Origin of the sequence: Mycobacterium sp. D16Q16 (assembly GCF_002013745.1) — a bacterium.
Classification (GTDB): domain Bacteria; phylum Actinomycetota; class Actinomycetes; order Mycobacteriales; family Mycobacteriaceae; genus Mycobacterium.
The window spans coordinates 54047-72677 of the sequence record NZ_MAEY01000025.1; the positions used below are offsets into that span (position 1 = coordinate 54047).

24 protein-coding genes and 1 riboswitch are annotated in these 18631 nt (G+C 64.8%); of the genes, 14 read left to right on the top strand and 10 right to left on the bottom strand.

Annotation, left to right across the window (positions count from 1 at the left end):
- The first annotated feature begins 10 nt into the window (after nucleotides 1-10).
- Nucleotides 11-83: riboswitch (Fluoride riboswitch) on the top strand.
- Nucleotides 84-96: 13 nt separating this feature from the next.
- The 5 genes from B4394_RS21710 to B4394_RS21730 all read left to right on the top strand — a co-directional run bounded on the left by B4394_RS21710 (nucleotide 97) and on the right by B4394_RS21730 (nucleotide 3738).
- Nucleotides 97-564, top strand: a complete 468-nt coding sequence (locus B4394_RS21710) for a fluoride efflux transporter FluC (RefSeq protein WP_139360367.1) — start codon at nucleotides 97-99, stop codon at nucleotides 562-564.
- Nucleotides 561-932, top strand: coding sequence for a fluoride efflux transporter FluC (locus B4394_RS21715; protein ID WP_078316252.1), 372 nt, complete (start codon nucleotides 561-563; stop codon nucleotides 930-932). Before B4394_RS21710 ends, B4394_RS21715 begins: the two co-directional genes overlap by 4 nt.
- Nucleotides 933-942: 10 nt before the next feature.
- Nucleotides 943-1386, top strand: coding sequence for a universal stress protein (locus B4394_RS21720; protein WP_078312825.1), 444 nt, complete (start codon nucleotides 943-945; stop codon nucleotides 1384-1386).
- Between the two features lie 41 nt (nucleotides 1387-1427).
- Nucleotides 1428-2585 carry a GNAT family N-acetyltransferase gene (locus B4394_RS21725; RefSeq protein ID WP_078316253.1) on the top strand — a complete coding sequence of 386 codons (1158 nt, stop codon included), beginning with the start codon at nucleotides 1428-1430 and terminating at the stop codon, nucleotides 2583-2585.
- Between the two features lie 82 nt (nucleotides 2586-2667).
- Nucleotides 2668-3738: a GNAT family protein gene (locus B4394_RS21730; RefSeq protein WP_139360368.1), complete on the top strand. Its 1071-nt coding sequence runs from the start codon at nucleotides 2668-2670 to the stop codon at nucleotides 3736-3738.
- Here B4394_RS21730 and B4394_RS21735 read toward each other — a convergent pair.
- Complete coding sequence (locus B4394_RS21735) at nucleotides 3735-4133, bottom strand: DUF6194 family protein (RefSeq protein WP_078316255.1); 399 nt, start codon at nucleotides 4131-4133, stop codon at nucleotides 3735-3737. The two genes, B4394_RS21730 and B4394_RS21735, sit on opposite strands and share 4 nt — an antisense overlap.
- 31 nt (nucleotides 4134-4164) lie before the next feature.
- Between B4394_RS21735 and B4394_RS21740 the strand changes: the two genes are divergently transcribed.
- Nucleotides 4165-5430, top strand: coding sequence for a competence/damage-inducible protein A (locus B4394_RS21740; protein ID WP_078316256.1), 1266 nt, complete (start codon nucleotides 4165-4167; stop codon nucleotides 5428-5430).
- A gap of 2 nt (nucleotides 5431-5432) precedes the next feature.
- On the opposite strand, the gene B4394_RS21745 is transcribed toward B4394_RS21740, so the two are convergent.
- Nucleotides 5433-6233, bottom strand: coding sequence for an HD domain-containing protein (locus B4394_RS21745; protein ID WP_078312820.1), 801 nt, complete (start codon nucleotides 6231-6233; stop codon nucleotides 5433-5435).
- Between the two features lie 29 nt (nucleotides 6234-6262).
- Here B4394_RS21745 and B4394_RS21750 point away from each other — a divergent pair, with 29 nt between their 5' ends.
- Nucleotides 6263-7216, top strand: coding sequence for a GlxA family transcriptional regulator (locus tag B4394_RS21750; protein WP_078316257.1), 954 nt, complete (start codon nucleotides 6263-6265; stop codon nucleotides 7214-7216).
- 11 nt (nucleotides 7217-7227) lie between these two features.
- Here B4394_RS21750 and B4394_RS21755 read toward each other — a convergent pair whose 3' ends face one another.
- Both B4394_RS21755 and B4394_RS21760 read right to left on the bottom strand, forming a co-directional pair.
- Nucleotides 7228-8208, bottom strand: coding sequence for a pirin family protein (locus tag B4394_RS21755; protein WP_078312818.1), 981 nt, complete (start codon nucleotides 8206-8208; stop codon nucleotides 7228-7230).
- A 54-nt stretch (nucleotides 8209-8262) separates the two neighbouring features.
- Nucleotides 8263-8859, bottom strand: a complete 597-nt coding sequence (locus B4394_RS21760; RefSeq protein WP_078316258.1) for a TetR/AcrR family transcriptional regulator — start codon at nucleotides 8857-8859, stop codon at nucleotides 8263-8265.
- Nucleotides 8860-8954: 95 nt separating this feature from the next.
- Between B4394_RS21760 and B4394_RS21765 the strand changes: the two genes are divergently transcribed.
- The 5 genes from B4394_RS21765 (at nucleotide 8955) to B4394_RS21785 (ending at nucleotide 11646) form a co-directional block, all read left to right on the top strand.
- Entirely contained in the window at nucleotides 8955-9335 is a 381-nt protein-coding gene (locus B4394_RS21765) for a DUF4345 domain-containing protein (protein ID WP_078316259.1), read from the top strand.
- A gap of 96 nt (nucleotides 9336-9431) precedes the next feature.
- Nucleotides 9432-10304 carry an LLM class flavin-dependent oxidoreductase gene (locus B4394_RS21770; RefSeq protein ID WP_078312815.1) on the top strand — a complete coding sequence of 291 codons (873 nt, stop codon included), beginning with the start codon at nucleotides 9432-9434 and terminating at the stop codon, nucleotides 10302-10304.
- Nucleotides 10305-10379: 75 nt separating this feature from the next.
- On the top strand, nucleotides 10380-10832 hold the full coding sequence (locus tag B4394_RS21775; protein WP_078312814.1) for a VOC family protein: 453 nt from the start codon (nucleotides 10380-10382) through the stop codon (nucleotides 10830-10832).
- Nucleotides 10829-11176: an ArsR/SmtB family transcription factor gene (locus B4394_RS21780; protein ID WP_212566668.1), complete on the top strand. Its 348-nt coding sequence runs from the start codon at nucleotides 10829-10831 to the stop codon at nucleotides 11174-11176. Before B4394_RS21775 ends, B4394_RS21780 begins: the two co-directional genes overlap by 4 nt.
- Nucleotides 11176-11646 carry an SRPBCC domain-containing protein gene (locus tag B4394_RS21785; protein ID WP_078312812.1) on the top strand — a complete coding sequence of 157 codons (471 nt, stop codon included), beginning with the start codon at nucleotides 11176-11178 and terminating at the stop codon, nucleotides 11644-11646. The genes B4394_RS21780 and B4394_RS21785 overlap by 1 nt, the downstream gene beginning before the upstream one ends.
- Before the next feature lie 5 nt (nucleotides 11647-11651).
- Here the strand turns inward: B4394_RS21785 and B4394_RS21790 are convergent, their stop codons facing one another.
- A complete protein-coding gene (locus B4394_RS21790; protein ID WP_139360369.1) occupies nucleotides 11652-13076 on the bottom strand; it encodes an alpha/beta hydrolase in 1425 nt (474 codons plus the stop codon).
- A gap of 39 nt (nucleotides 13077-13115) precedes the next feature.
- On the opposite strand from B4394_RS21790, the gene B4394_RS21795 reads away from it, so the two are divergent.
- Entirely contained in the window at nucleotides 13116-13661 is a 546-nt protein-coding gene (locus B4394_RS21795) for a hypothetical protein (protein ID WP_078312811.1), read from the top strand.
- A 3-nt stretch (nucleotides 13662-13664) separates the two neighbouring features.
- On the opposite strand, the gene B4394_RS21800 is transcribed toward B4394_RS21795, so the two are convergent.
- Genes B4394_RS21800 through B4394_RS21810 form a run of 3 tightly spaced genes read right to left on the bottom strand, consistent with a single transcriptional unit; the run spans nucleotide 13665 to nucleotide 15834 of the window.
- Nucleotides 13665-14228, bottom strand: a complete 564-nt coding sequence (locus B4394_RS21800; protein ID WP_078312810.1) for a hypothetical protein — start codon at nucleotides 14226-14228, stop codon at nucleotides 13665-13667.
- A 43-nt stretch (nucleotides 14229-14271) separates the two neighbouring features.
- Nucleotides 14272-15051, bottom strand: a complete 780-nt coding sequence (locus B4394_RS21805) for an SGNH/GDSL hydrolase family protein (RefSeq protein WP_078312809.1) — start codon at nucleotides 15049-15051, stop codon at nucleotides 14272-14274.
- A 9-nt stretch (nucleotides 15052-15060) separates the two neighbouring features.
- Nucleotides 15061-15834 carry an HAD family hydrolase gene (locus B4394_RS21810; protein WP_078312808.1) on the bottom strand — a complete coding sequence of 258 codons (774 nt, stop codon included), beginning with the start codon at nucleotides 15832-15834 and terminating at the stop codon, nucleotides 15061-15063.
- A gap of 88 nt (nucleotides 15835-15922) precedes the next feature.
- Between B4394_RS21810 and B4394_RS21815 the strand changes: the two genes are divergently transcribed.
- Complete coding sequence (locus tag B4394_RS21815) at nucleotides 15923-17431, top strand: FAD-binding oxidoreductase (protein WP_502688427.1); 1509 nt, start codon at nucleotides 15923-15925, stop codon at nucleotides 17429-17431.
- On the opposite strand, the gene B4394_RS21820 is transcribed toward B4394_RS21815, so the two are convergent.
- Together B4394_RS21820 and B4394_RS21825 are read right to left on the bottom strand one after the other, a co-directional pair.
- On the bottom strand, nucleotides 17428-18087 hold the full coding sequence (locus B4394_RS21820) for an MBL fold metallo-hydrolase (protein ID WP_078312806.1): 660 nt from the start codon (nucleotides 18085-18087) through the stop codon (nucleotides 17428-17430). The genes B4394_RS21815 and B4394_RS21820 overlap by 4 nt on opposite strands.
- A 65-nt stretch (nucleotides 18088-18152) precedes the next feature.
- Nucleotides 18153-18605, bottom strand: a complete 453-nt coding sequence (locus B4394_RS21825; RefSeq protein ID WP_078312864.1) for an SRPBCC family protein — start codon at nucleotides 18603-18605, stop codon at nucleotides 18153-18155.
- Between the last annotated feature and the right edge of the window lie 26 nt (nucleotides 18606-18631).

Sequence of the window (18631 nt, forward strand, 5' to 3'; positions counted from 1 at the left end):
GCGCGCTATATTCGTCACGCGCGATGGATCTCGCCGGGGGTTGTCCCGAACCGCCACTGACGGCTGATAGTTCCTGTGTTGATGAGTCGTAACACGATGGGGCCGAATGTGACAGGTGGACAACGCGAGGAATTCCCGCGCCCCCTACATCTGCGGCCATACGCACTGCTGTGGGTGTTTCTCGGCGGCATGTGCGGAACCGGACTGCGCTACTGGTTCGAGCAGATGTGGCCGGCCTCCGGCGCATCGTGGCCCTGGGGAACATTCGCGGTCAATCTGACCGGAGCATTCGTGCTCGGCGCGCTCTTGGAAACCCTCACGCTGCTGGGCCCCGACGGCGGTTGGCGCCAGCGCGCCCGGTTGTTTCTTGGAACGGGTGTCTGCGGCGCCTTCACCACCTACAGCGCACTCGCGCTGGAGATCAGCACACTCGCCCGCAACGGGTTTTCGGGCATCGCGATCGTGTACGCGTTGGTCAGTGTTGCCGCGGGTTTGGCTGCCGCGATAGCCGGGATAGCCGCTGCCGCACAAGCCCTCGCACGCTACTCGGGGGGGTCGGCATGACGGTCATCGCCGTGATACTCGCCGGTGCCCTGGGCGCGGTGTTGCGATTCGTCGTCGATTCCGCCATCAAACATCGATGGAACCACCTGTTCCCCTGGGCGACGCTGCTCATCAATCTCACCGGGTCCGCCGTCATCGGTGTACTGGCGGGAGCGGTGATCTTCCACCACTCGCCGTCGGCACTACTGACCGTCCTGGGAACCGGGTTCTGCGGCGGCTATACGACCTTCAGTACCGCCAGTGTCGAATCGGTGCGACTCATCGAGCGGCGTGAATGGTCCCTCGCCCTGTGCAACACGTTCGGCACGCTGCTGGGCGCCGTCGGCGCCTGCGCCGCGGGACTAGCGCTGGCGTGGTCGATGGCGTGAGGATGTCACTGTGACCGATGAGCCCGATGTGCATCTGGTGGTCGGATGGGACAGATACCCACCGAGCACTGCCGCGCTGCATTTCGGGATCGATCTGGCTCGGCGCCTGGGCGCGTGCGTACACGTCGTGCACATCCTCGATATGGACGACGAACCACTGGATCCCGATACGGATAGTTGGGAAGCTCAGGCGGGCGCCGCGGTTGCCGCCGCCGAGGCAGAGGCGCTGGAAGAGCTCTCCGGCCAGGAGGTGGCGTGGAAGTACCACCGCGCCCATGGGCCCGCAACCGCTGCGATTCTCGCCGTGGCGCAGCAGTACGCGGCGCTGATGATCATCCTGGGCAGCCCGCGGGGAGGACCGGCGTCTGCATTGGACGCACTGCTCGGGCAATCGGTGTCACATCGCCTCATTGGTGCCAAGCGGGTTCCGCTCGTTCTGGTGCCCGCCCCCTGAGGACCATCGCGGAGCGAATTCTTCTCCTGTAACCTGACTCAGTGCCTAGCAAATCCCAAACCCGGTCGTCAGTGGACCGGGGGCCCGTCACGATCGACGGGGTGACGGTGGTGCTACGGCCGCCACGGCTCGCGGACGGTCCGTCCTGGCGCACGACAGCGTTGGCCTTCTCCGAACGGCTCTCACCGGCGTTCACCCGTGATGACATGGACTGGGAGAGTGCACATTCACCGGTGATCTGGGTGGACACCTGGCGCTCGGCTCGTGCGGATGCGCGTGCCGGAGGAGTCTCATATCTGCTGGTAAGGATCGATGAGGGCAGCGAAACGATCGTCGGCCATTTTTCGATGACCGGAACAGATCCACGAACCGGCGGCGCCGAAATCTCCACCTGGGCCGTCGACGTTCCTCCGGCCGTGAGCAGGTGGGCGCAGTTGACCACGGTGCTGTCCGCTTTCGAGGGAAACCCCGCCATCCCACACGCACTGGCGCCGACCGCCGTATCGAATATGCGCGCAAACAGGTTCTCGCAGTCCATGGGCTGGAACCAGCTACAGATCCGCCGAGCTCTGCGCCCCTACGACGGGCAGGTATCGGACCACCACATGTGGATTCTCGCCAACACCGCCGAGTACCGAGATTGGGTCAAGCACCAACTCTCGGAAATTCCCATCACGAGAACACGTTTCACGCCTGCGGCGGCCCGCCGGCCGGATGTCGAGTATCTGGTGGCGTGGGCGCGATTCGCGGCGATCCGCACCCGTCAACTGATCGGCACCGCGCTGCGAACCACACTGCCCGAGCCTGCATTCGAAATACCCTCCGCCAGTGGGGAAGTGGTACAGATCGAGCCGGCCGGCCGTGGCCGATACCGGGTGACGGTGGCCGCGCGACCTGGCGGTTCCATCGACGTCCATTCCGACGTTGGTACGTCGACAACGGAATTAGTGCCACGATTCGAGTCGCGGATATCAGACGACGCCCGCGTTTCGGCGTTGTCCGCACTCGCGAGCCACCTGACAGCTCGCCCTGACCGGTCGCGCCGGACGGTTATCGCGGTCAGTGCTGTCGACAGCACCCTTGCGGATCGGCTCGCCGCGTTTGGTTTCATCGACGAAGGTGACGCGCCACCGACCCTGGGCGACCACGGTGCCTCCCTGCGGATGTGGACTCTGCTGGCGAGTCCGTATCCAAAATAGACACGCTGTACACAGCAATCACCTTCTCGCAGTAGCCTATTAATCGCCATTCGTCTCCGCCCCGGTGCGCTACCCTGCCGAGGTGCGTGCAAGCGATGGGCCCATCCCGCCATCCCTGGGGCCGGTCGAAATCGACGGTATGACGGTCATGTTGCGCGCGCCGCGGCTTTCCGATGGCGCGTCGTGGCGGGAAACCAGCCTGCGCTACGAGAAGCGGCTGGCACCGGCGTTCGGCCACACGGATATGACGTGGTCGGCCGCGCATTCGCCATACATGTGGATCCATACTTGGAAGCAGGCACTCTCCGACGCGGCACAGGGCTGGGTCTCTTGTCTGCTCGTACACCTCGATGGCGGCCGTGAACACGTGGTGGGCCATCTCGCCATGGCGGGACGGCACCCGCGAACGGGAGGCACCGAGGTATCGACATGGACCGCCGGCGTTCCCCATACGGTCACCATGTGGGCGCAGGCATCGCTGATCATCGCCGGATTCGAGGCCAATCCTCACGTTCCGCACGCGGTGGCACCGCTGGCGGTCCAGAATGTCCCGGTGCAGCGCCTGGCCCAGGCCGTGGGCTGGTCGAAGCTGCAGACGTGCCGCCTGCTGCGCACGTACGACGGAAAGCCCACCGATCATCAGATCTGGTTTCAGAGCAATACCCCAGAGAACGTGGCCGCGCTACAGCACACGCGAGACACGCTCCCGGACAACGCAACTAGCAGGACACCCGAATGCCGAACCCGGGGTTCCTGGCGCGACCTCACGGCACGCGGCCACTACGAACTGCGCAACTGGGGTCGGCGCGCCATATTCGCAACGAATAGCCGTGTTGCAGTAAATCTTTCGGGTAAGACTGTGGGATACGTCGAGATTTCCGTCGATCCGGGCAGCTCCACCACCGAGCTCATCAGTAGACCGCATCCTGGTGCTGCCGAGGACATGCTCACCCCGACTGTCGCAGATATGGCCGGGCGCTTGACGCACACCCCGTCCTCGACCAGGCGGATCGTGGTTGCGGCGCGCGCCGATGACCAGCCCCTGATCGCCGCCCTCGCCGCGCACGGTTTCCAGAACGAGGGGCTCACTCTCCCCACCCTTGGCGAGGCCGCCGTCACCCGCCATCTGTGGGCTTACGTCAGCGAAGGCTAATCGCTGCGGCCGCGCGTATACGCCTCGGTCAGCAGCGGACGCACCACGTCACCGAAGGTGTCTTCACCCGGGTTGACCACGCATACCCATTTGGCGCCGCCATATTCGGGGTGGGGAAGAACTCGGTCGAACGCGGTGTAGTCGGCATCGGGCGATTCGTCACCGCGGCCCGCGACGACCTTGGCGAAGGTGTCACCACTGACCCCGATGTTGAGCCGGTACACCGATGGCCGGCCCAGATCGGAGTACGTGTCGAACGCCTCGTTCGACATCAGGGTGATGACGGGCATCTGGCGTTCGGGGCCACGGAAGAAGAACCAGTTGCCCTGCACAACCTCGTGCTGAAGGTCTGGGAAGGTCGTGACGATGTATTCGATGATGGCGCCCTCATCCATAACACCGAACCTACCGGCCTAGGCTGCTGACATGTTGCGCGCGGGAATCGTCGTCACGGGTACGGAGGTCCTCACCGGGCGGGTGGCCGATGCGAATGGCCCGTGGCTTTCCGAACAGCTCCGCGCGGTCGGCGTCGATGTCGCACACATCTGCGTGTGCGGAGACCGCAAAGAGGATCTGACGGCACAACTGCAGTTTCTCGCGGATCAGCGTGTGGACCTCATCGTCACATCCGGCGGCCTGGGGCCCACGGCTGACGATATGACGTTACCCACCGTCGCTGAATTCGCTGGTACCACACTTGTTTTCGATGCCACACTGGAAGAGGCCATTATGGATCGGCTGCGACCGATGGCAAACCGGTGGGAGAACGTGGACTGGGAGGCGCTGCGCGTCGGCATCGCCAAACAGGCGCTCGTGCCGGCACAGGGACAGGTACTTGACCCGGTGGGCACCGCGCCGGGAGCGATCATGAGCACGGGTGACGTGCTCATCGTGGTGTTGCCCGGCCCTCCGCATGAGCTGCAGCGAATGTGGCCGTCGGCAGTCGGGGCCGGGTCCTTCCGGGCTCTCCTCGGCGACGATGTCACGGCCATTGAGCAGACCACGCTGCGTCTGTACGGAATCACCGAGCCCGATATCGCCGAGACACTGCGCCTCGCCGAAAGCGCCGTGGGAGACCTTGCCGCACTGGAGATCACCACCTGCTTGCGACGCAGCGAGGTCGAGGTGGTCACCCGATTCGAGGCCTCCGCCCAGCATCTGTGGACCCGTCTCTACGAGTTCATCCAGGACCGGCATGGTGCGGCATTGTTCTCCTCCGACGGCTCGACCGTCGACCAGTTGGTGGCCGGGCTGCTGCGCGGAAGACGCCTGGCCGTGGCGGAGTCTTGCACGGCGGGGCTGTTGGGGGCACGGATCGCCGATGTGCCGGGCTCCTCGGAATACTTCCTGGGTGGAGTCATCAGCTATGCGAACGATGTCAAAATCGGCCAGCTGTACGTGGACCCGCAGTTACTCGCCGACCATGGCGCGGTGTCTCCGCAGGTCGCCGAGGCCATGGCGGACGGCGCGCTGAAGGCGCTGGGTGCCGATATCGCGATGTCCACGACGGGCGTTGCCGGCCCCGGCGGCGGAACGCCGGAGAAGCCGGTGGGCACGGTGTGCTTCTGTGTGAAGACCGCAGCGGGGGAGAGGGCCGACCTCCGGGTCGTTATCCCGGGAAACCGCAACCAGATTCGTGAGCGTTCCACCACAGTCGCCCTGCATCTGTTGCGCCGATTGCTCCAGCGATAGCCCTACTCGGCAAAGGGGGCGGCCTTGACCAGCAGCGGGAACGCCGCATAGCGGGTCAGCCACGCGGCGCGGCCATTCGGTACCGCGGTGCCCTCGGCTGCCCAGGCCTTGAGCATGTGCCGCTTGAATTCCAGCCGAGGATGCCGCCGCAGCAACTCATCCACCCAACCGGCATCGAGGTCGGACAGCCGCAGACCGAAGACATCTGTTCCCGCGCCAGCCGACACAAATCCACCGGGGTCGGTGAGGTTTTCACTGGCCCCCAGGGTGATATGCGCGGCGATCGCAGCACCCACCGCCTGCGCGCGGTCCTCGGAGGCGCCTTGATCCCTGAGGAATTGTGCGGCACGCTCCCCGCCAACCACGGCGAAGCACCGCCCTGGTGTCGGATGCTCAAGTTGCAGATCGTGCAACAGGCTCGCGATATAGACGAGCTCGTCATCGACCCGCACGCCGTCAAACGCGGCCAGCGCCTTTCCGAAAAAGTAGGTGCGGTAAGAGTGTTCGAGGACGTGGGGTGTTACCGAGTCCCGTGCCTCCTGCTCGGCGGCGCGTGCGAGCGCGGAATCGGGGACCGCGATCGATCCGAACTCCACGCGTCCCTGTCCGCGCCGGCCCATTCTCGTCTTGACGGTGTCGCTGACCATGGCGGGCAACGCGCGAAACAAGCGTCCCAACAGTGCCCGTCGCTGGGCCGCCGAGACCTCGCCGCCGGTCCGCGTCGCCCACTGCCAGTCCAATTCGATCGTCATCGCCTCAGTCAAGGCCGGTACGCCCGAAACAACCAGTGGCATGAAAGCCATAGATGCTCGGATTTATGCCATAGTGAGCCATGGGCACCAAGACGGTGGCGGCACTCGCGCTCGATGGCGTCATCACCTACGACCTGGCATGCGCCGTGCAGATGTTCCGCAGGGGTGCCGGGCGATCCGGCCAGCCGGACGGTTTCGATCTGGTGACCTGTGGCCATCGACCCGGAAGTGTCTGGACGCCAGACGGTTTCAATATTGACGTGGAACACGGCATCGACGCGCTGGACACCGCCGATCTCATCGTCGTTCCCGCGCGGGCCCCGCACGACTATCCGCCACCCGATGACGTACTGGACGCTCTGGCGAGCGCACACCAACGCGGTGCCGTGATCTTCAGCATCTGCCTGGGCGCCTTCGTTCTCGCGGCCGCGGGTCTACTGGATGGACGTCCCGCCACCACACATTGGGAGTACTGCGATGACATGCGCACGCTCTATCCGCAGGTCGATCTCCGGCCCGACGCGTTGTATGTGGACGACGGGGACATCCTCACGTCGGCGGGGCTCTCGGCGGGTATGGACCTGTGTCTGCATGTGGTGCGGCGTGAACTGGGGGCCGCCGCGGCGTCGGAGATGGCCCGGTGGAACGTGATGGCACCACATCGTGATGGCGGCCAGGCCCAGTTCATCCCGCCCACCAAGACCTCTCATGACTCCAGCGGCCTCGGCCCGACCCTGAGCTGGGCCTCCGAGCGTCTCGCCGATATCGATGATGTGTCGGCACTCGCGCGACACGCGCATCTGAGCCTGCGCACGTTCAACCGGCGCTTCGGTGAGGAGGTCGGTACCACGCCCAAACGGTGGCTCGACGTACAGCGCGCCACCCGCGCTCGCGAATTGCTGGAGAACACCGATATGACGATGGAATCCATTGCCGCACACTGTGGGTTTGGCAGCGTCACGGCCATGCGGACGCATCTGCGCAAGGTCACCGCGACAACGCCGAGCGCCTATCGCCGGGCATTCCGGCGATAGGCGCCTCACGGTCAGCGCGCGACGTGCGGCATCAGCGCATTCGGGGGTATGGCGCCGAACTTGCCTGACTGGTAGTCCTCAACCGCCTGAATCAATTCGGCCTTGGTGTTCATCACGAACGGCCCATAGGCCACCACACGCTCACGGATGGGGCGGCCGCCCAGCATGAGCACTTCCAGCGCCGGGCGGTTATCATCCTGACCCGCGTTGGCCTGCACCGTGATCCGGTCGCCGGGACCCAGCACCGCGAGTTGCCCCTGCTCGATCGGATGCCCCAATGTACCCACCGCACCCCGTCCGGACAGGACGTAGACGAGCGCGTTGAACTCGCGGTTCCATGGGACGTTGAGCTGCGCGCCAGGCTGGATGGTCGCATGCGCCAGGGTGATCGGCGTGTGCGTGCTGCCCGGACCATGATGCGGTCCGATGTCTCCCGCGATGATCCGCACCAGGGCGCCACCGTCGGGCGAGCTCACCAGCGTGGTTTGCGCCCCCTCAATGGCCTGGTAGGCCGGAGTCAGGAACTTGTCGCGAGCCGGCAGGTTGACCCAGAGCTGGATGCCATGGAAGATTCCGCCACTCTCCACCAATTCGGCTGGGGGAGTTTCGATATGCAAGATTCCTGACCCGGCGGTCATCCACTGGGTTGCCCCGTCGTGAATGAGCCCGCCTCCGCCGTGAGAGTCCTGGTGAGCGAACCTGCCATCGATCATGTAGGTAACGGTTTCGAATCCGCGATGAGGATGCCAATCCGTTCCGCGCGGCTCGCCCGGTTCATAGTCGACCTCACCCATTTGGTCCATATGGATGAACGGGTCCAACTCGGCGGACGGCACTCCGCCGAAGGCGCGCACAACGGGAAAGCCTTCACCCTCGTATCCACGGGGCCCGCTGGTGATGGACCGCACGGGACGTTCGGTATCGGCGGGCCCGGGCGTGGGTATGCGCGGCAGAGTCAGGGCGTCCATAGACGACACGGTGATAGCTGGCATGCAAACCTCCTGATGAGTGTTCTTATGCCTTGCTCAACCGGACCGCAGTCCGCTTTATTCCCGTAGCGCATCCGCGGCGACCAGTGCGGCCGCGACGGCGGCTGCGACCGTCTCACCCGCGGCGAGCAGTGGCTCCGGGCTGCGTAACGCCCGGCTCAGCACGAACGCGCCCTCCAGGCTGGTGACGAATCCCAACATGAGACGTCTGCGGACCTCGTACGGCAGGCCCGATCCAGAGATGTGTTCAGTACCCCGATCAATCCAGTCCGTGAAGACGTCGGCGGTGGCTTGACGGAGGAGATCGTCAGTACTCGCTACTTCGAGGGCGATGGTGGCGATGGGGCAGGCGTCGGCGTAGTCGGTCGCGATGAGATTGTCGGCCGCGGCCGCGAACGCCGTGCGGATGGTGGCCGTCAGATCGGGGCCACCCTGATCGAAGAGCGTTAACACGAGATCCCGATACATCCCCCCGGCGGTGCGAATGGCCTCGTCTGCCAGTTGCGCCTTGCCTCCGGGGAAGAAGTGATAGATCGATCCGAAGGGTGCGCCCGCACTCTGCGCGATCTGCTTGAGGCCGGTGCCGGTCATGCCCTGTCGGCGGAACAACTCGCAGGTGGCGGCGACAATGCGGTCGCGTGTATCAGCGGGCATGGTGCGTCCTTTCGGGCCTTGTATCCGGCCTCGTCGCATTGTACGGTCCTTACTAGAACGTTCTATCAAGTCAACGCGACCCGGAGGGCGCAGTGATGGACAAAGTGCTGAAGTACCTGGCGATTCTTACCGGCGTGATCTGCGTGGCCATCGGCCTCTATCACCTCATCGGGGGGCCCGGAACGGTCATCGGCGGGGGTGACATCACCGCGAGCAACGACAGCCAGGAGCGCTTCTTCGCCGGGCTGTTCGCCGTCTACGGCGCGGCGTGGATCTGGGTGGCCCGCCAGTCGCCGATTCCCGGCATCGCCATCCGATTCCTCGCCGCGGGTCTGCTGGTGGGTGGGCTGGGCAGGGTGGCATCACTGATCGACTCCGGAGTGCCCCATCCATTCTGGATTGTCATGCTCGCCGTCGAAATTCTCATCCCCGCACTATTTTTCGCCATTGCGGGCGAAGACGAGAAGGCTCGTTGACTCCGTAAAATCAATATGCGAGTTCAGATTTCGCAACCGCTAGAGTGCGTGGTACCGACAGCACAATGTGTTTCTGAAGCACTCTAGGAGGAAGCTATGCGGTTCACCTTCGCCGAGGCCATGACCGATCCGTCGTACTACATTCCCTTGGCCCAGGCGGCCGAGGCGGCAGGCTACCACGGTATGACCATCGCCGACAGCCTGGCGTATCCCTACGAGTCGGATGCGAAGTATCCGTACACGCCCGACGGGAACCGCGAATTCCTGGAAGACAAACCGTTCATCGAGGCGTTGACGCTCACGGCGGCCCTCGGCGCGGTGACCTCGACGTTGCGGTTCAACATCTTCGTACTCAAGCTGCCGATCCGGCCGCCCGCCCTAGTGGCCAAGCAAGCCTCGTCCATCGCGGCACTGACGGGTAACCGTCTGGGCCTCGGCGTCGGCACCAGCCCGTGGCCCGAGGACTACGAACTCATGAACGTGCCCTTCGCCAAGCGCGGTAAGCGCATGGACGAGTGCATCGAGATTATCCAGGGGCTCACCACCGGCGACTACTTCGAGTTCCATGGCGAGTTCTACGACATCCCCAAGACCAAGATGTGTCCTGCGCCGACCCAGCCCATCCCGATCCTCATCGGTGGACATGCCGACGCCGCGCTGCGTCGTGCCGCGCGGTGCGATGGCTGGATGCATGGCGGTGGCACCGAGGACCTGGACGAGCTGCTGGTCAAGCTCAACAAGTTCCGTGAAGAAGAGGGGACGGCCGATAAGCCCTTTGAGGTCCACGTCATCTCCGTCGACGGATTCACCGTGGATGGTGTGAAACGCCTGGAGGACAAGGGCGTCACCGATGTCATCGTCGGCTTCCGCATTCCCTACATCGTCGGGCCGGACACCGAGCCACTAGAGGCGAAGATCAGGAACCTGGAGGGCTTCGCCGAGCACGTCGTCTCCAAGGTCAACCCGTAGCGGTCCTCGAGCCGCGGGCGCCTCATGCTCGAGCGACCGTTGACAGATATTCAACGCAAGCGTTAAATATCAACCATGAGCACACGCGCTAGCCTGGCCTCGGCGGTCGTCTACCAGGATCCGTCGGCGGCCCTCGACTGGCTGGAAAAGGCTTTTGGTTTCGAACGGTCCATGGTCATCACCGATAACAACGGCAAGATCGAGCATTCCGAGATGCGTTTTGGGGATGGCTATCTCATGGTCGGCTCCGAGTGGGACGCCAGCGTCGCCAGCCCCAAAACGGTCGGTGGCAGGTGTACCCAGACGATCCATGTTCAGATTGACAGCGATATCGACACGCACTGCGCGCAGGCCGAGGCGGCCGGTGCCACGATCTTGATGCGCCCGGCCGACCAGTTCTACGGCGATCGGGTGTACCGGGCTCAAGATCCCGAGGGACACGTCTGGACCTTCGGCCAGTCGGTGCGGACGGTCTCGCGCGAGGATGCCGAAAAGGCGAGCGGTCTGAACATCGAGGGCTGGGTTTGACCCGGCCCACTCCGGAACTCGCGAGCATAGATCGCACACTCACCGCGCTGGCAGACCCCAATCGGCGGCGAATCGTTGAGGTGCTGCGGGATCGACCGTGCCGCGCGGGGGAGATCGCACACGCCGTAGGCCTGAGCCCCGCTGCACTCAGTAGGCACCTGCGAACCCTCAAGGCCAGCGAGCTGGTCGAGGAATCTCACCCCGAGTTCGACGCGCGAGTACGTATCTACACATTGCGTCCCGCTCCCATGGCGGAACTCAAGGCATGGCTCAACGAGATCGAGAAGCTCTGGGCTACGCAACTTTCGGCCTTCAAGGAGCACATCGAGCGAGAGCAGGGCTGATGGCTTCACGCGTGCTGGTGTCGCTGCGGGTACGTGCCACCCCGGAGCGCGCGTTCGACGTATTTGTCAACGACATCGGAATCTGGTGGCAGCCCAACACTCTGTTCCGATTCACTCGGCGCCGCGGCGCCCTCACGATCGAACCGGAGCTCGGCGGCCGTTTCATCGAGTCATACCCGGACGGCACCGAGTTCGAAATCGGCACGGTAACAACGTGGGAACCGGGCAGCCGGCTCGGCCTCACCTGGCGTCAGGACAGCTTCACCGAAGGTCAGATGACTACCGTTGAGGTGCGGTTCGAGCCGATCAGAGACGAAACCCGGGTGACGGTCGAACACCTCGGCTGGGAGTCGGTTCCGCAGGATCACGTTGCCCGCCATACCTTTCCAGACGGATTGTTCCTGCGCCGCCACGGCGAATGGTGGCAGGAGCTTCTGGAGTCGCTGCGGGCTCAGGTCGGGGGAGCGTAAGGCACTCAAGGGCTTCCCGGGGTGCGGAGCTGCGCCGCCAGCCAGGGCAGCGCGTCCGAGAATGTTCGGCTGGCGAATTGCCAGGTATGCCCACTGATCATCTGGTGAATGGTGCAGGAGATCTGCGCCTGCTGGGCCGCCGCGCACAGATCCGCGGCGGCACCGTCGCGATCGTCGTCGGTCACATCGTCATGCCCACCGATTCCCGTCGGGGTGTCGGCTGTGGGGCGCTTTGCACCGCTTGGCTTCTTGCTGCCTGCCGGAGGTATCGCGTCCTCGAACCATCCCGTGACGCCGGTGTACGGACCATGTTTGGCCATCACGGTGCGTGGGTCGAAGGCATCCCATCGGGCGGCATCTCCGCCGTACAGCCGCTCGATCGTCTGTTGCTTGGTTCCCGCGGTGGGACCGTGGTCCCCGGCGATGTCCACGAATGTGGAGAACAGATCCGGATGCATGACGGTCAGGTCAATAGCGCAGGTGCCGCCCATCGACCAGCCGACCACCGCCCAGTTGGCCGGGTCGGCCGACCCGTCGAACTCCGAGACCACGTAGGGGCGAACATCTTCGGTGAGATGGTCGGCGGCGTTGCCACGCGGGCCGTTGACGCATTCGGTGTCGTTATTGAAACTTCCCGCGACATCCACAAAGACGAAAATCGGTGCTTGCCCACCGTGGGATTTGGCATAGTCATCGATCATCTGGGTGGCGTTACCCGTGCGGATCCAGTCGGCCGGGGTGTTGAACTCGCCGGCGATCATCATCACCACCGGCAGCCGCGGCGGGGTATCGCCCGCGAACCAGGCCGGTGGGAGATAGACATACTCGCCTCGGTGTTTGAACCCGCTCGCGTCGCTGGGGATGTCGACGTCGACAAGCTTGCCGGTACTGGGATTCGAATTACGCAGACCCGCAAGCTCAGTGATGTCGACCTCGTTGGGAAGTGGGCCCGCCGAGACCGCGCCCCACGCCGCCTGCACGGTGGGGTAGTAGCCCACCCAGGCATTGAGCGCGACAAGTGCCGCGAGCAGCGTGAGCGGAATGGCCAACACGGATACACCGCGACGCCACCAGCGCGCACCCCGGAAGCCGATGACGGCGACCGCGACCGACGTGACGAACACACCGATCCATATCCACAATTTGAAGGGCGCCGGGTCTGACGCCAACCCTTCGGAGTTCATATACATCCACGCCGCCAACGCGCCCACCGCGCCGACCGCTACGCTCACGGGCACCCACAGCAGGCGCCACCGGCGCGTGCGCCATCCGATGACCACCAGCAAGGCCACCACCGCGAGCACCTGGACGACCATCGGAAACCAACCGCCGAGGGCTGAAATCCCGTGGCTGTATTGGTGGAAGTCGTTCGCAGGCAGCTGTGGAATGGGAGTCGGCGCCGGAGGGGGCATCGGCGTAGTCGGTGGCACGCTGACATTGTGATGACGTTTCCTGGGAGGAAGCTGGACATGACCCAGAGTTATCTATCGGACGAGACCATCGCGGCGCTGTCCGCCGAGGAGCGAAGGGACCTGATTCAGCGGCTGGAACGCCCGCTCAGCGAGGTGGCGCCGCCGAATCTGGCGAGGTTTCGCGTGCTCCGGCTGGGTTTGATGATCGGCGGCTCGATCGCGCTGATCCCGTGGATCACCTATCTTGCGTTCACGCTGCCCGAAAACTATGTGGCACAGCGGTGGACGGCGACGTGGGTCGGCTTCGACGTGTTGTTGGTGGCATTCATGGCCGCGACCGCGGTACTGGGTCTGCTGCGTCGTCAACTACTCGTTTTAACGGCGTTCACCACCGGAGTGCTCCTGATCTGCGACGCCTGGTTCGACGTGATGACAGCCGGCCCCGCGGAGGTGCGATGGGCGATCCTGACCGCGGTTCTGGCCGAGCTGCCCGTCGCGGTGGTGATGATTCGAGGCGCGTTGCTCATCACGCGATTGACGATGACGCGGCTTTTGGTGATCGACCCGGGCGTACCGCTCTGGCGGGTGCCCTTGCTGCCCTAACCGTCACCAGCAATGCGCGAAGCCATCGCAGTACTGCGGGAACCGATCGACGGGTACGTCGAGTGGTTTCACGAACTGCAGGCTGAAGGGCCGCTTTGTCATCCCGGGCTGACCGCCGCATACCGCGCTGTGGATCGTGGTGTGCACCCCGGCGAGGGTCTCGTCGTTGAAGACGTACTTCTCCTGGGTGGGCGCGTAGGTCCCGTCCGGGCAGGTCATGCCCTGTGGCCGCGCATGCAGGAACGTCCACTGGTCGTCGACCAGCTTGGCCGTGGTGGAGTAGTTCTGCAGTCTGTCGTTGTGCTTGAGGATGTCGGGTGTCGCGCTGGTGACCGTGAGCGTGCAGCCGTCGGCCTGGATGGTGGGGTCGGTGTAGTCGGACTGAATGCGGGTGCCCGAGGCCTGTACGCAGACGGCGGACAGCGTCCAGGAAACCTCGCCGAATCCTTCCTCGATCATCCGATATGTCCCGTCCGCCGGAGGCGCCACAGCCGAGGCAGGGCTGGCGAATCCGACGCCGATCGCAAGGGCCGAGACGGGAACCATCAGCAGGGCAGTTATGCGCACAGGATCAAGTATCGCAATGGCGCGGGCGGCTCACTCCGCAACCTCAGTCATTAGACGCGGCGTCCAATACGGCCACGATCAGATCGGCCACGGCGCTCATGCCGTCCGCGTTGGGATGAAGGGGAGCCGGGCGCCACGGCCACGGGAATCCGGGACGGGTTGTCCAGGGCCGTGCCGACCAGGCGTGATGGTCCGCGCTGGCCGCTGATGCGCGCACGATCTCGCAGCCGGTGGTGTGGGCCGCAGCCGCGGTGGCCGCCGCGAGTTCGGCGGCGATGCGACGTCCACTGGCGGTCTCGGTCTGGGTGTACGGCGGCGCGAGCTCGCCTTCCGGGGGCAAGAGTGCGAGGTAATCGACGAAGATCACCCGCGCCCGCGGTGCGCGATTCCGCACCTGCTCACCTACCGCGCGCAGCGATTGACCCACAACAGCCAGTGCCGCATCCCGCTTATCGGTGTCGAGCATGTCGGCCAATCCGCCGCCGACGACTGGCAGGGCACGCAGAACGTGCGGCAGACACGCGGCCAACAAGAACGGCACATAGCCCACGTCGTTACCGCCGATCGTGACCGTCACCAGCTCCTCGGTGCCATCGAGCGCGCCGATCTGCGGCGCCGCGGTGTTCTGCGGGTCGGTCAGGATATGTGCCGTGGTCGCACCGGAATAGGTGACATCGACCAGCTGATATCCCTTGCGGGCAGCAACATGATGCGGATAGTTGCGTGCCGAACGTCCGGCCAGTCGAGGCGAGCCTGGCGCACGCGGCAGGATGCCCGGTCCGGCCGCCATCGAACTTCCCAATGCCACATAGCGTCCCGCCATGATCCAAGCCTATCGACGAACAAACCCGGCGAGCCTGCGCAGCGACGAGCGCACGCCACGGGGCCTGGGATCGTTCAGCCGCAGGACTGGCCAGCCTTGTTGCGATGCCATGACCGCGAGCCGGCCGCGCGGGTTGACCGGGCAGGGTTCACCGACGAGGGACATCAGATCGATATCCTCTTCGCCGTCCGCATAGAAGTAACTGCGTTGCAAATCAACACCGTTGGATTCGCAGAACAGTGCGACCGCGGTCGCCTTGTTCCGTCCCCACACGATCGGTGCGCGGATACCGCCGGTGAGACGCCCCTGATTGTCGAGATCAAAGTGGTTGCAGAGCACATGGGTAATGCCGAGATGGCGGGCCACCGGCTCGGCGTGAATGGTCAGCGCCGAGGAACTCAGCATCACGGTGTGCCCCTGTTCCTGATGCGCCCGCACGCGCTCGTACATCTGCGGATAGATCATCGAGGCATTGTGCTGGTGGAAGATTCGTTCACCGACGGCTTCGAGTTCGGCCAGCGAGTCGCCGCGCAGGTATCCCGCGGCGCGCACCACCAAACGCTCGAACTCCATGCGGCCCAGCTTGTACCGGAATGTGGCCTCCAGGACTCCGAGAACCTCGCCGACGCTGGCCTGACCACGGCGCATCCGATCGCGAGCGTGTGCCGTCGGGGTAAATCCGGCCACGAGAGTGCCGTCCAGGTCGAAGAAGGCCCCTACCTGCGGACCGGTGGGGCTGAGCGCTATATCGGCCACCGGATCGGGTGCCGGGCTCACCGTCATGTGGGCCAATCTACCGTTGCGCGCACCGCGCACCGGTAGTAGGCGACAAGATGGGGAATCCACCCGACAGTGGCCGACAGGAGCAGTGATGGACCCCCAACCGGATCGCCCGCGCGCTGCGCTGGTCACCAGACGCAGTGTGCTGTCCGCCGGGGCGGCCTTGGCGCTCGGCGGAGGGGCAATCACCGGATGCTCCCCGATCCTCTCAGGAGACGTACCACTTATCCCTCGATGGGAAGACTTGCGCCGCAAGCTATCCGGAACTCTCACGGTGCGCGGGGACGCTGGGTGGGACGAGGCCGCGCGAACGTTCAATCCACTCTTCGATATACATCATCCTGGCGCGGTGGCCTTCTGTGCCTCTGAACAGGATGTGGCGCGTTGCGTGGAGTTCGCCTCCAGCTCCGGGATACCCATAGCGGCGCGCAGTGGCGGCCACAGTTATGCGGGCTATTGCGTCCCGACCGACGGCTTGGTGGTGGATCTCGGGCGGATGGCGGCGGTCTCGGTGACGGGGACACGGGCAACGGTCGGATCCGGCGCACGTCTGATCGATGTCTACGCCGGCGTCTGGTCGGCGGGCCGGATGCTCGCCGGCGGCTCCTGTCCGACCGTCGGCATCGCCGGGCTGACCCTCGGGGGCGGGGTGGGGGTTCTCACCCGCAAGTTCGGACTCACGTGCGACCAACTGATATCGGCCCGCGCGGTCACTGCCGACGGTGGGATCCGGGTCCTGTCGCCGGATTCCGAGCCCGATCTGTTCTGGGCTATCCGCGGAGTGGGCGGCGGAAACTTCTGCATTGCCACGGAGTTCACCTTCGAGACCGCACAGGCAACCGACCTCACGGTGTTCACGCTCGACTACGCGCCGGGGGATGCCGCCGCGATCATGCACCGGTGGCTGATGTACATGGGCGATGCGCCCGATGAACTGTGGACAACCCTGCACGCCGTGGCCGGCACCACACCGCAATGCCGGATCGTCGGATGTATCGCCAAGACTGACGATCCACGCGCCCTGGTCGATGCTCTCCGCCGCGCGATAGGCATTGTTCCATCCGATCGATTCGTCGCCGACAAGACTTTTCTCGATGCCATGAAGTTCATGGGCGGTTGCTCGACATTGACGGTGGCTCAGTGTCATCCGGCATGGACCGGGGCCGCGAGGGGACAGCTGCAGCGCGAGGCGTTTGTGGCGTCCTCCCGGATGGTCCCGCACGCGGCGATCGACACCTCCAGAATCGCGGCGTTACTCGTCGGCGACCGCGGACTCACCTTCATCTTCGATAGCCTCGGAGGCGCCGTCAGCCGAGTTGCGGCCGACGCCACCGCCTTCCCGCATCGACGGGCCGCCGCATCGATCCAGATCTATCACGGAGTCGGCACAGACTCGTCCGTCGCGTATCGCCGCGTGGACGAGGCACGGGATCGGCTCGCGGAGATCTGTGGCGGCGCGGCCTACGTGAACTACATCGATCCCCGCCTGCCTGATTGGGCTGCGGCCTATTACGGCGACAACCTGGCGCGACTGCGACGGATTGCCTCCGCCTACGATCCCAGCGGAGTCTTCGAGTTCACGCAGGCCGTTCGCCCCTAGTCGCGTCGCACGCTCTGCTGCGCCTGTGCGATGAGCTCGCGCCAACGGCCCCCCGGAAGCTCGTACACCGCGGAGTTCCCGCCGTAGGCGCTGGAGATGACGACATCCGGGTCGAGGCTCCCCAACAGTTCTAGGCTCCTCGCCAACTCATCGGCGCTCCCGCGCCCGGGACCCAGGAAGGTAGACCAGGTGCCATCCTCGGTGGGGAACATGGTGTCCCCCGTGAAGAGGTACCTCTGGCCGTCCGCGCCCGTGACTAGATAGCTTGTGCTGCCGGGGGAATGACCCGGTGTGGGGATGACCTCTACGTCGTTGTCATCCACATGACGTTCGTCGATGGGCACGTCAAGGTCGGCGTGCTCGCCAATCTCGTTCCGCTCGTGGGCGGATGCGTGCAGTGCCGACCCGAATCGCTGTTTCACGACGGCGAGCATCGGTCCGGCCTCGTCCTGATGCGACAGATACTGGTGGGCCACGCCGCCCAGCTCTGCGATCGCCTCGAAGTCGGCCTCGGTGGCTGGACTGTAGAACAGCACGTTCCCGTCGGGGCGGGTCCACAGGTAGGCGTGAGTGGTCAGCCCGGGGAACGGGCTGTCCCTGCGCGTCTCCCACAGATCCGATCGAAGCTGACGCACATTCGACGTTTTCGTTGTCATGAGCCCAGTGTTCAACCTCAAGTGAGCTTGAGGTCAAGGACGGAACCGCAGAATCCCGGGGCGGGCTAGGCGCGTGACTGGGCGAGTGCCGCGAGCCTGTCCACCGAGGCCTGCAGCCGCTCCGAGGTGGTGCTACGGGCCCGGGGCAGCCTCTTCTCGTCGGTCAGGTTCGTCCAGTCGTAGGTATGGGTCACCCGAGTACGGTTATCGCCAAGCGGCTCCAGCTCCCATCGCCAGAGGTGGCCAGGCGGCTCCTTGCCGACTTCAGAGGGCAACCACGCGATCCGGCGCGCCTCCTCGAATTCCACGATGTGGTTATCGCGAACCGCACCGTTGGTCAGGGTCATCACGAACACATCGCCCACACCGTGAACGCGTTGCCCCGCGGCGGCCTCGGCCAGGTTCTCATTGCCATCCCATTCGCGCTGTCGCGCGGCATCGGCGATGTACTCGAAGATCGCCGCCGCCGGCGCATCAATCTCGCGACTCGCAGAGACCACTCTGACGTCCTCAGTCATACGCTCCATCCAACCAGAGTCCTGTC

Bases quoted from the DNA above. Each gene is read 5' to 3' on its own strand.
- B4394_RS21710 (WP_139360367.1), top strand. From the start codon at position 97: ATGGGGCCGAATGTGACAGGTGGACAACGCGAGGAATTCCCGCGCCCC.
- B4394_RS21715 (WP_078316252.1), top strand. From the start codon at position 561: ATGACGGTCATCGCCGTGATACTCGCCGGTGCCCTGGGCGCGGTGTTG.
- B4394_RS21735 (WP_078316255.1), bottom strand. From the start codon at position 4,133: ATGGATGAGGGCGCCATCATCGAATACATCGTCACGACCTTCCCAGAC.
- B4394_RS21740 (WP_078316256.1), top strand. From the start codon at position 4,165: ATGTTGCGCGCGGGAATCGTCGTCACGGGTACGGAGGTCCTCACCGGG.
- B4394_RS21745 (WP_078312820.1), bottom strand. From the start codon at position 6,233: ATGGCTTTCATGCCACTGGTTGTTTCGGGCGTACCGGCCTTGACTGAG.
- B4394_RS21750 (WP_078316257.1), top strand. From the start codon at position 6,263: ATGGGCACCAAGACGGTGGCGGCACTCGCGCTCGATGGCGTCATCACC.
- B4394_RS21755 (WP_078312818.1), bottom strand. From the start codon at position 8,208: ATGCCAGCTATCACCGTGTCGTCTATGGACGCCCTGACTCTGCCGCGC.
- B4394_RS21760 (WP_078316258.1), bottom strand. From the start codon at position 8,859: ATGCCCGCTGATACACGCGACCGCATTGTCGCCGCCACCTGCGAGTTG.
- B4394_RS21765 (WP_078316259.1), top strand. From the start codon at position 8,955: ATGGACAAAGTGCTGAAGTACCTGGCGATTCTTACCGGCGTGATCTGC.
- B4394_RS21770 (WP_078312815.1), top strand. From the start codon at position 9,432: ATGCGGTTCACCTTCGCCGAGGCCATGACCGATCCGTCGTACTACATT.
- B4394_RS21775 (WP_078312814.1), top strand. From the start codon at position 10,380: ATGAGCACACGCGCTAGCCTGGCCTCGGCGGTCGTCTACCAGGATCCG.
- B4394_RS21785 (WP_078312812.1), top strand. From the start codon at position 11,176: ATGGCTTCACGCGTGCTGGTGTCGCTGCGGGTACGTGCCACCCCGGAG.
- B4394_RS21795 (WP_078312811.1), top strand. From the start codon at position 13,116: ATGACCCAGAGTTATCTATCGGACGAGACCATCGCGGCGCTGTCCGCC.
- B4394_RS21805 (WP_078312809.1), bottom strand. From the start codon at position 15,051: ATGGCGGGACGCTATGTGGCATTGGGAAGTTCGATGGCGGCCGGACCG.
- B4394_RS21810 (WP_078312808.1), bottom strand. From the start codon at position 15,834: ATGACGGTGAGCCCGGCACCCGATCCGGTGGCCGATATAGCGCTCAGC.
- B4394_RS21815 (WP_502688427.1), top strand. From the start codon at position 15,923: ATGGACCCCCAACCGGATCGCCCGCGCGCTGCGCTGGTCACCAGACGC.
- B4394_RS21820 (WP_078312806.1), bottom strand. From the start codon at position 18,087: ATGACAACGAAAACGTCGAATGTGCGTCAGCTTCGATCGGATCTGTGG.
- B4394_RS21825 (WP_078312864.1), bottom strand. From the start codon at position 18,605: ATGACTGAGGACGTCAGAGTGGTCTCTGCGAGTCGCGAGATTGATGCG.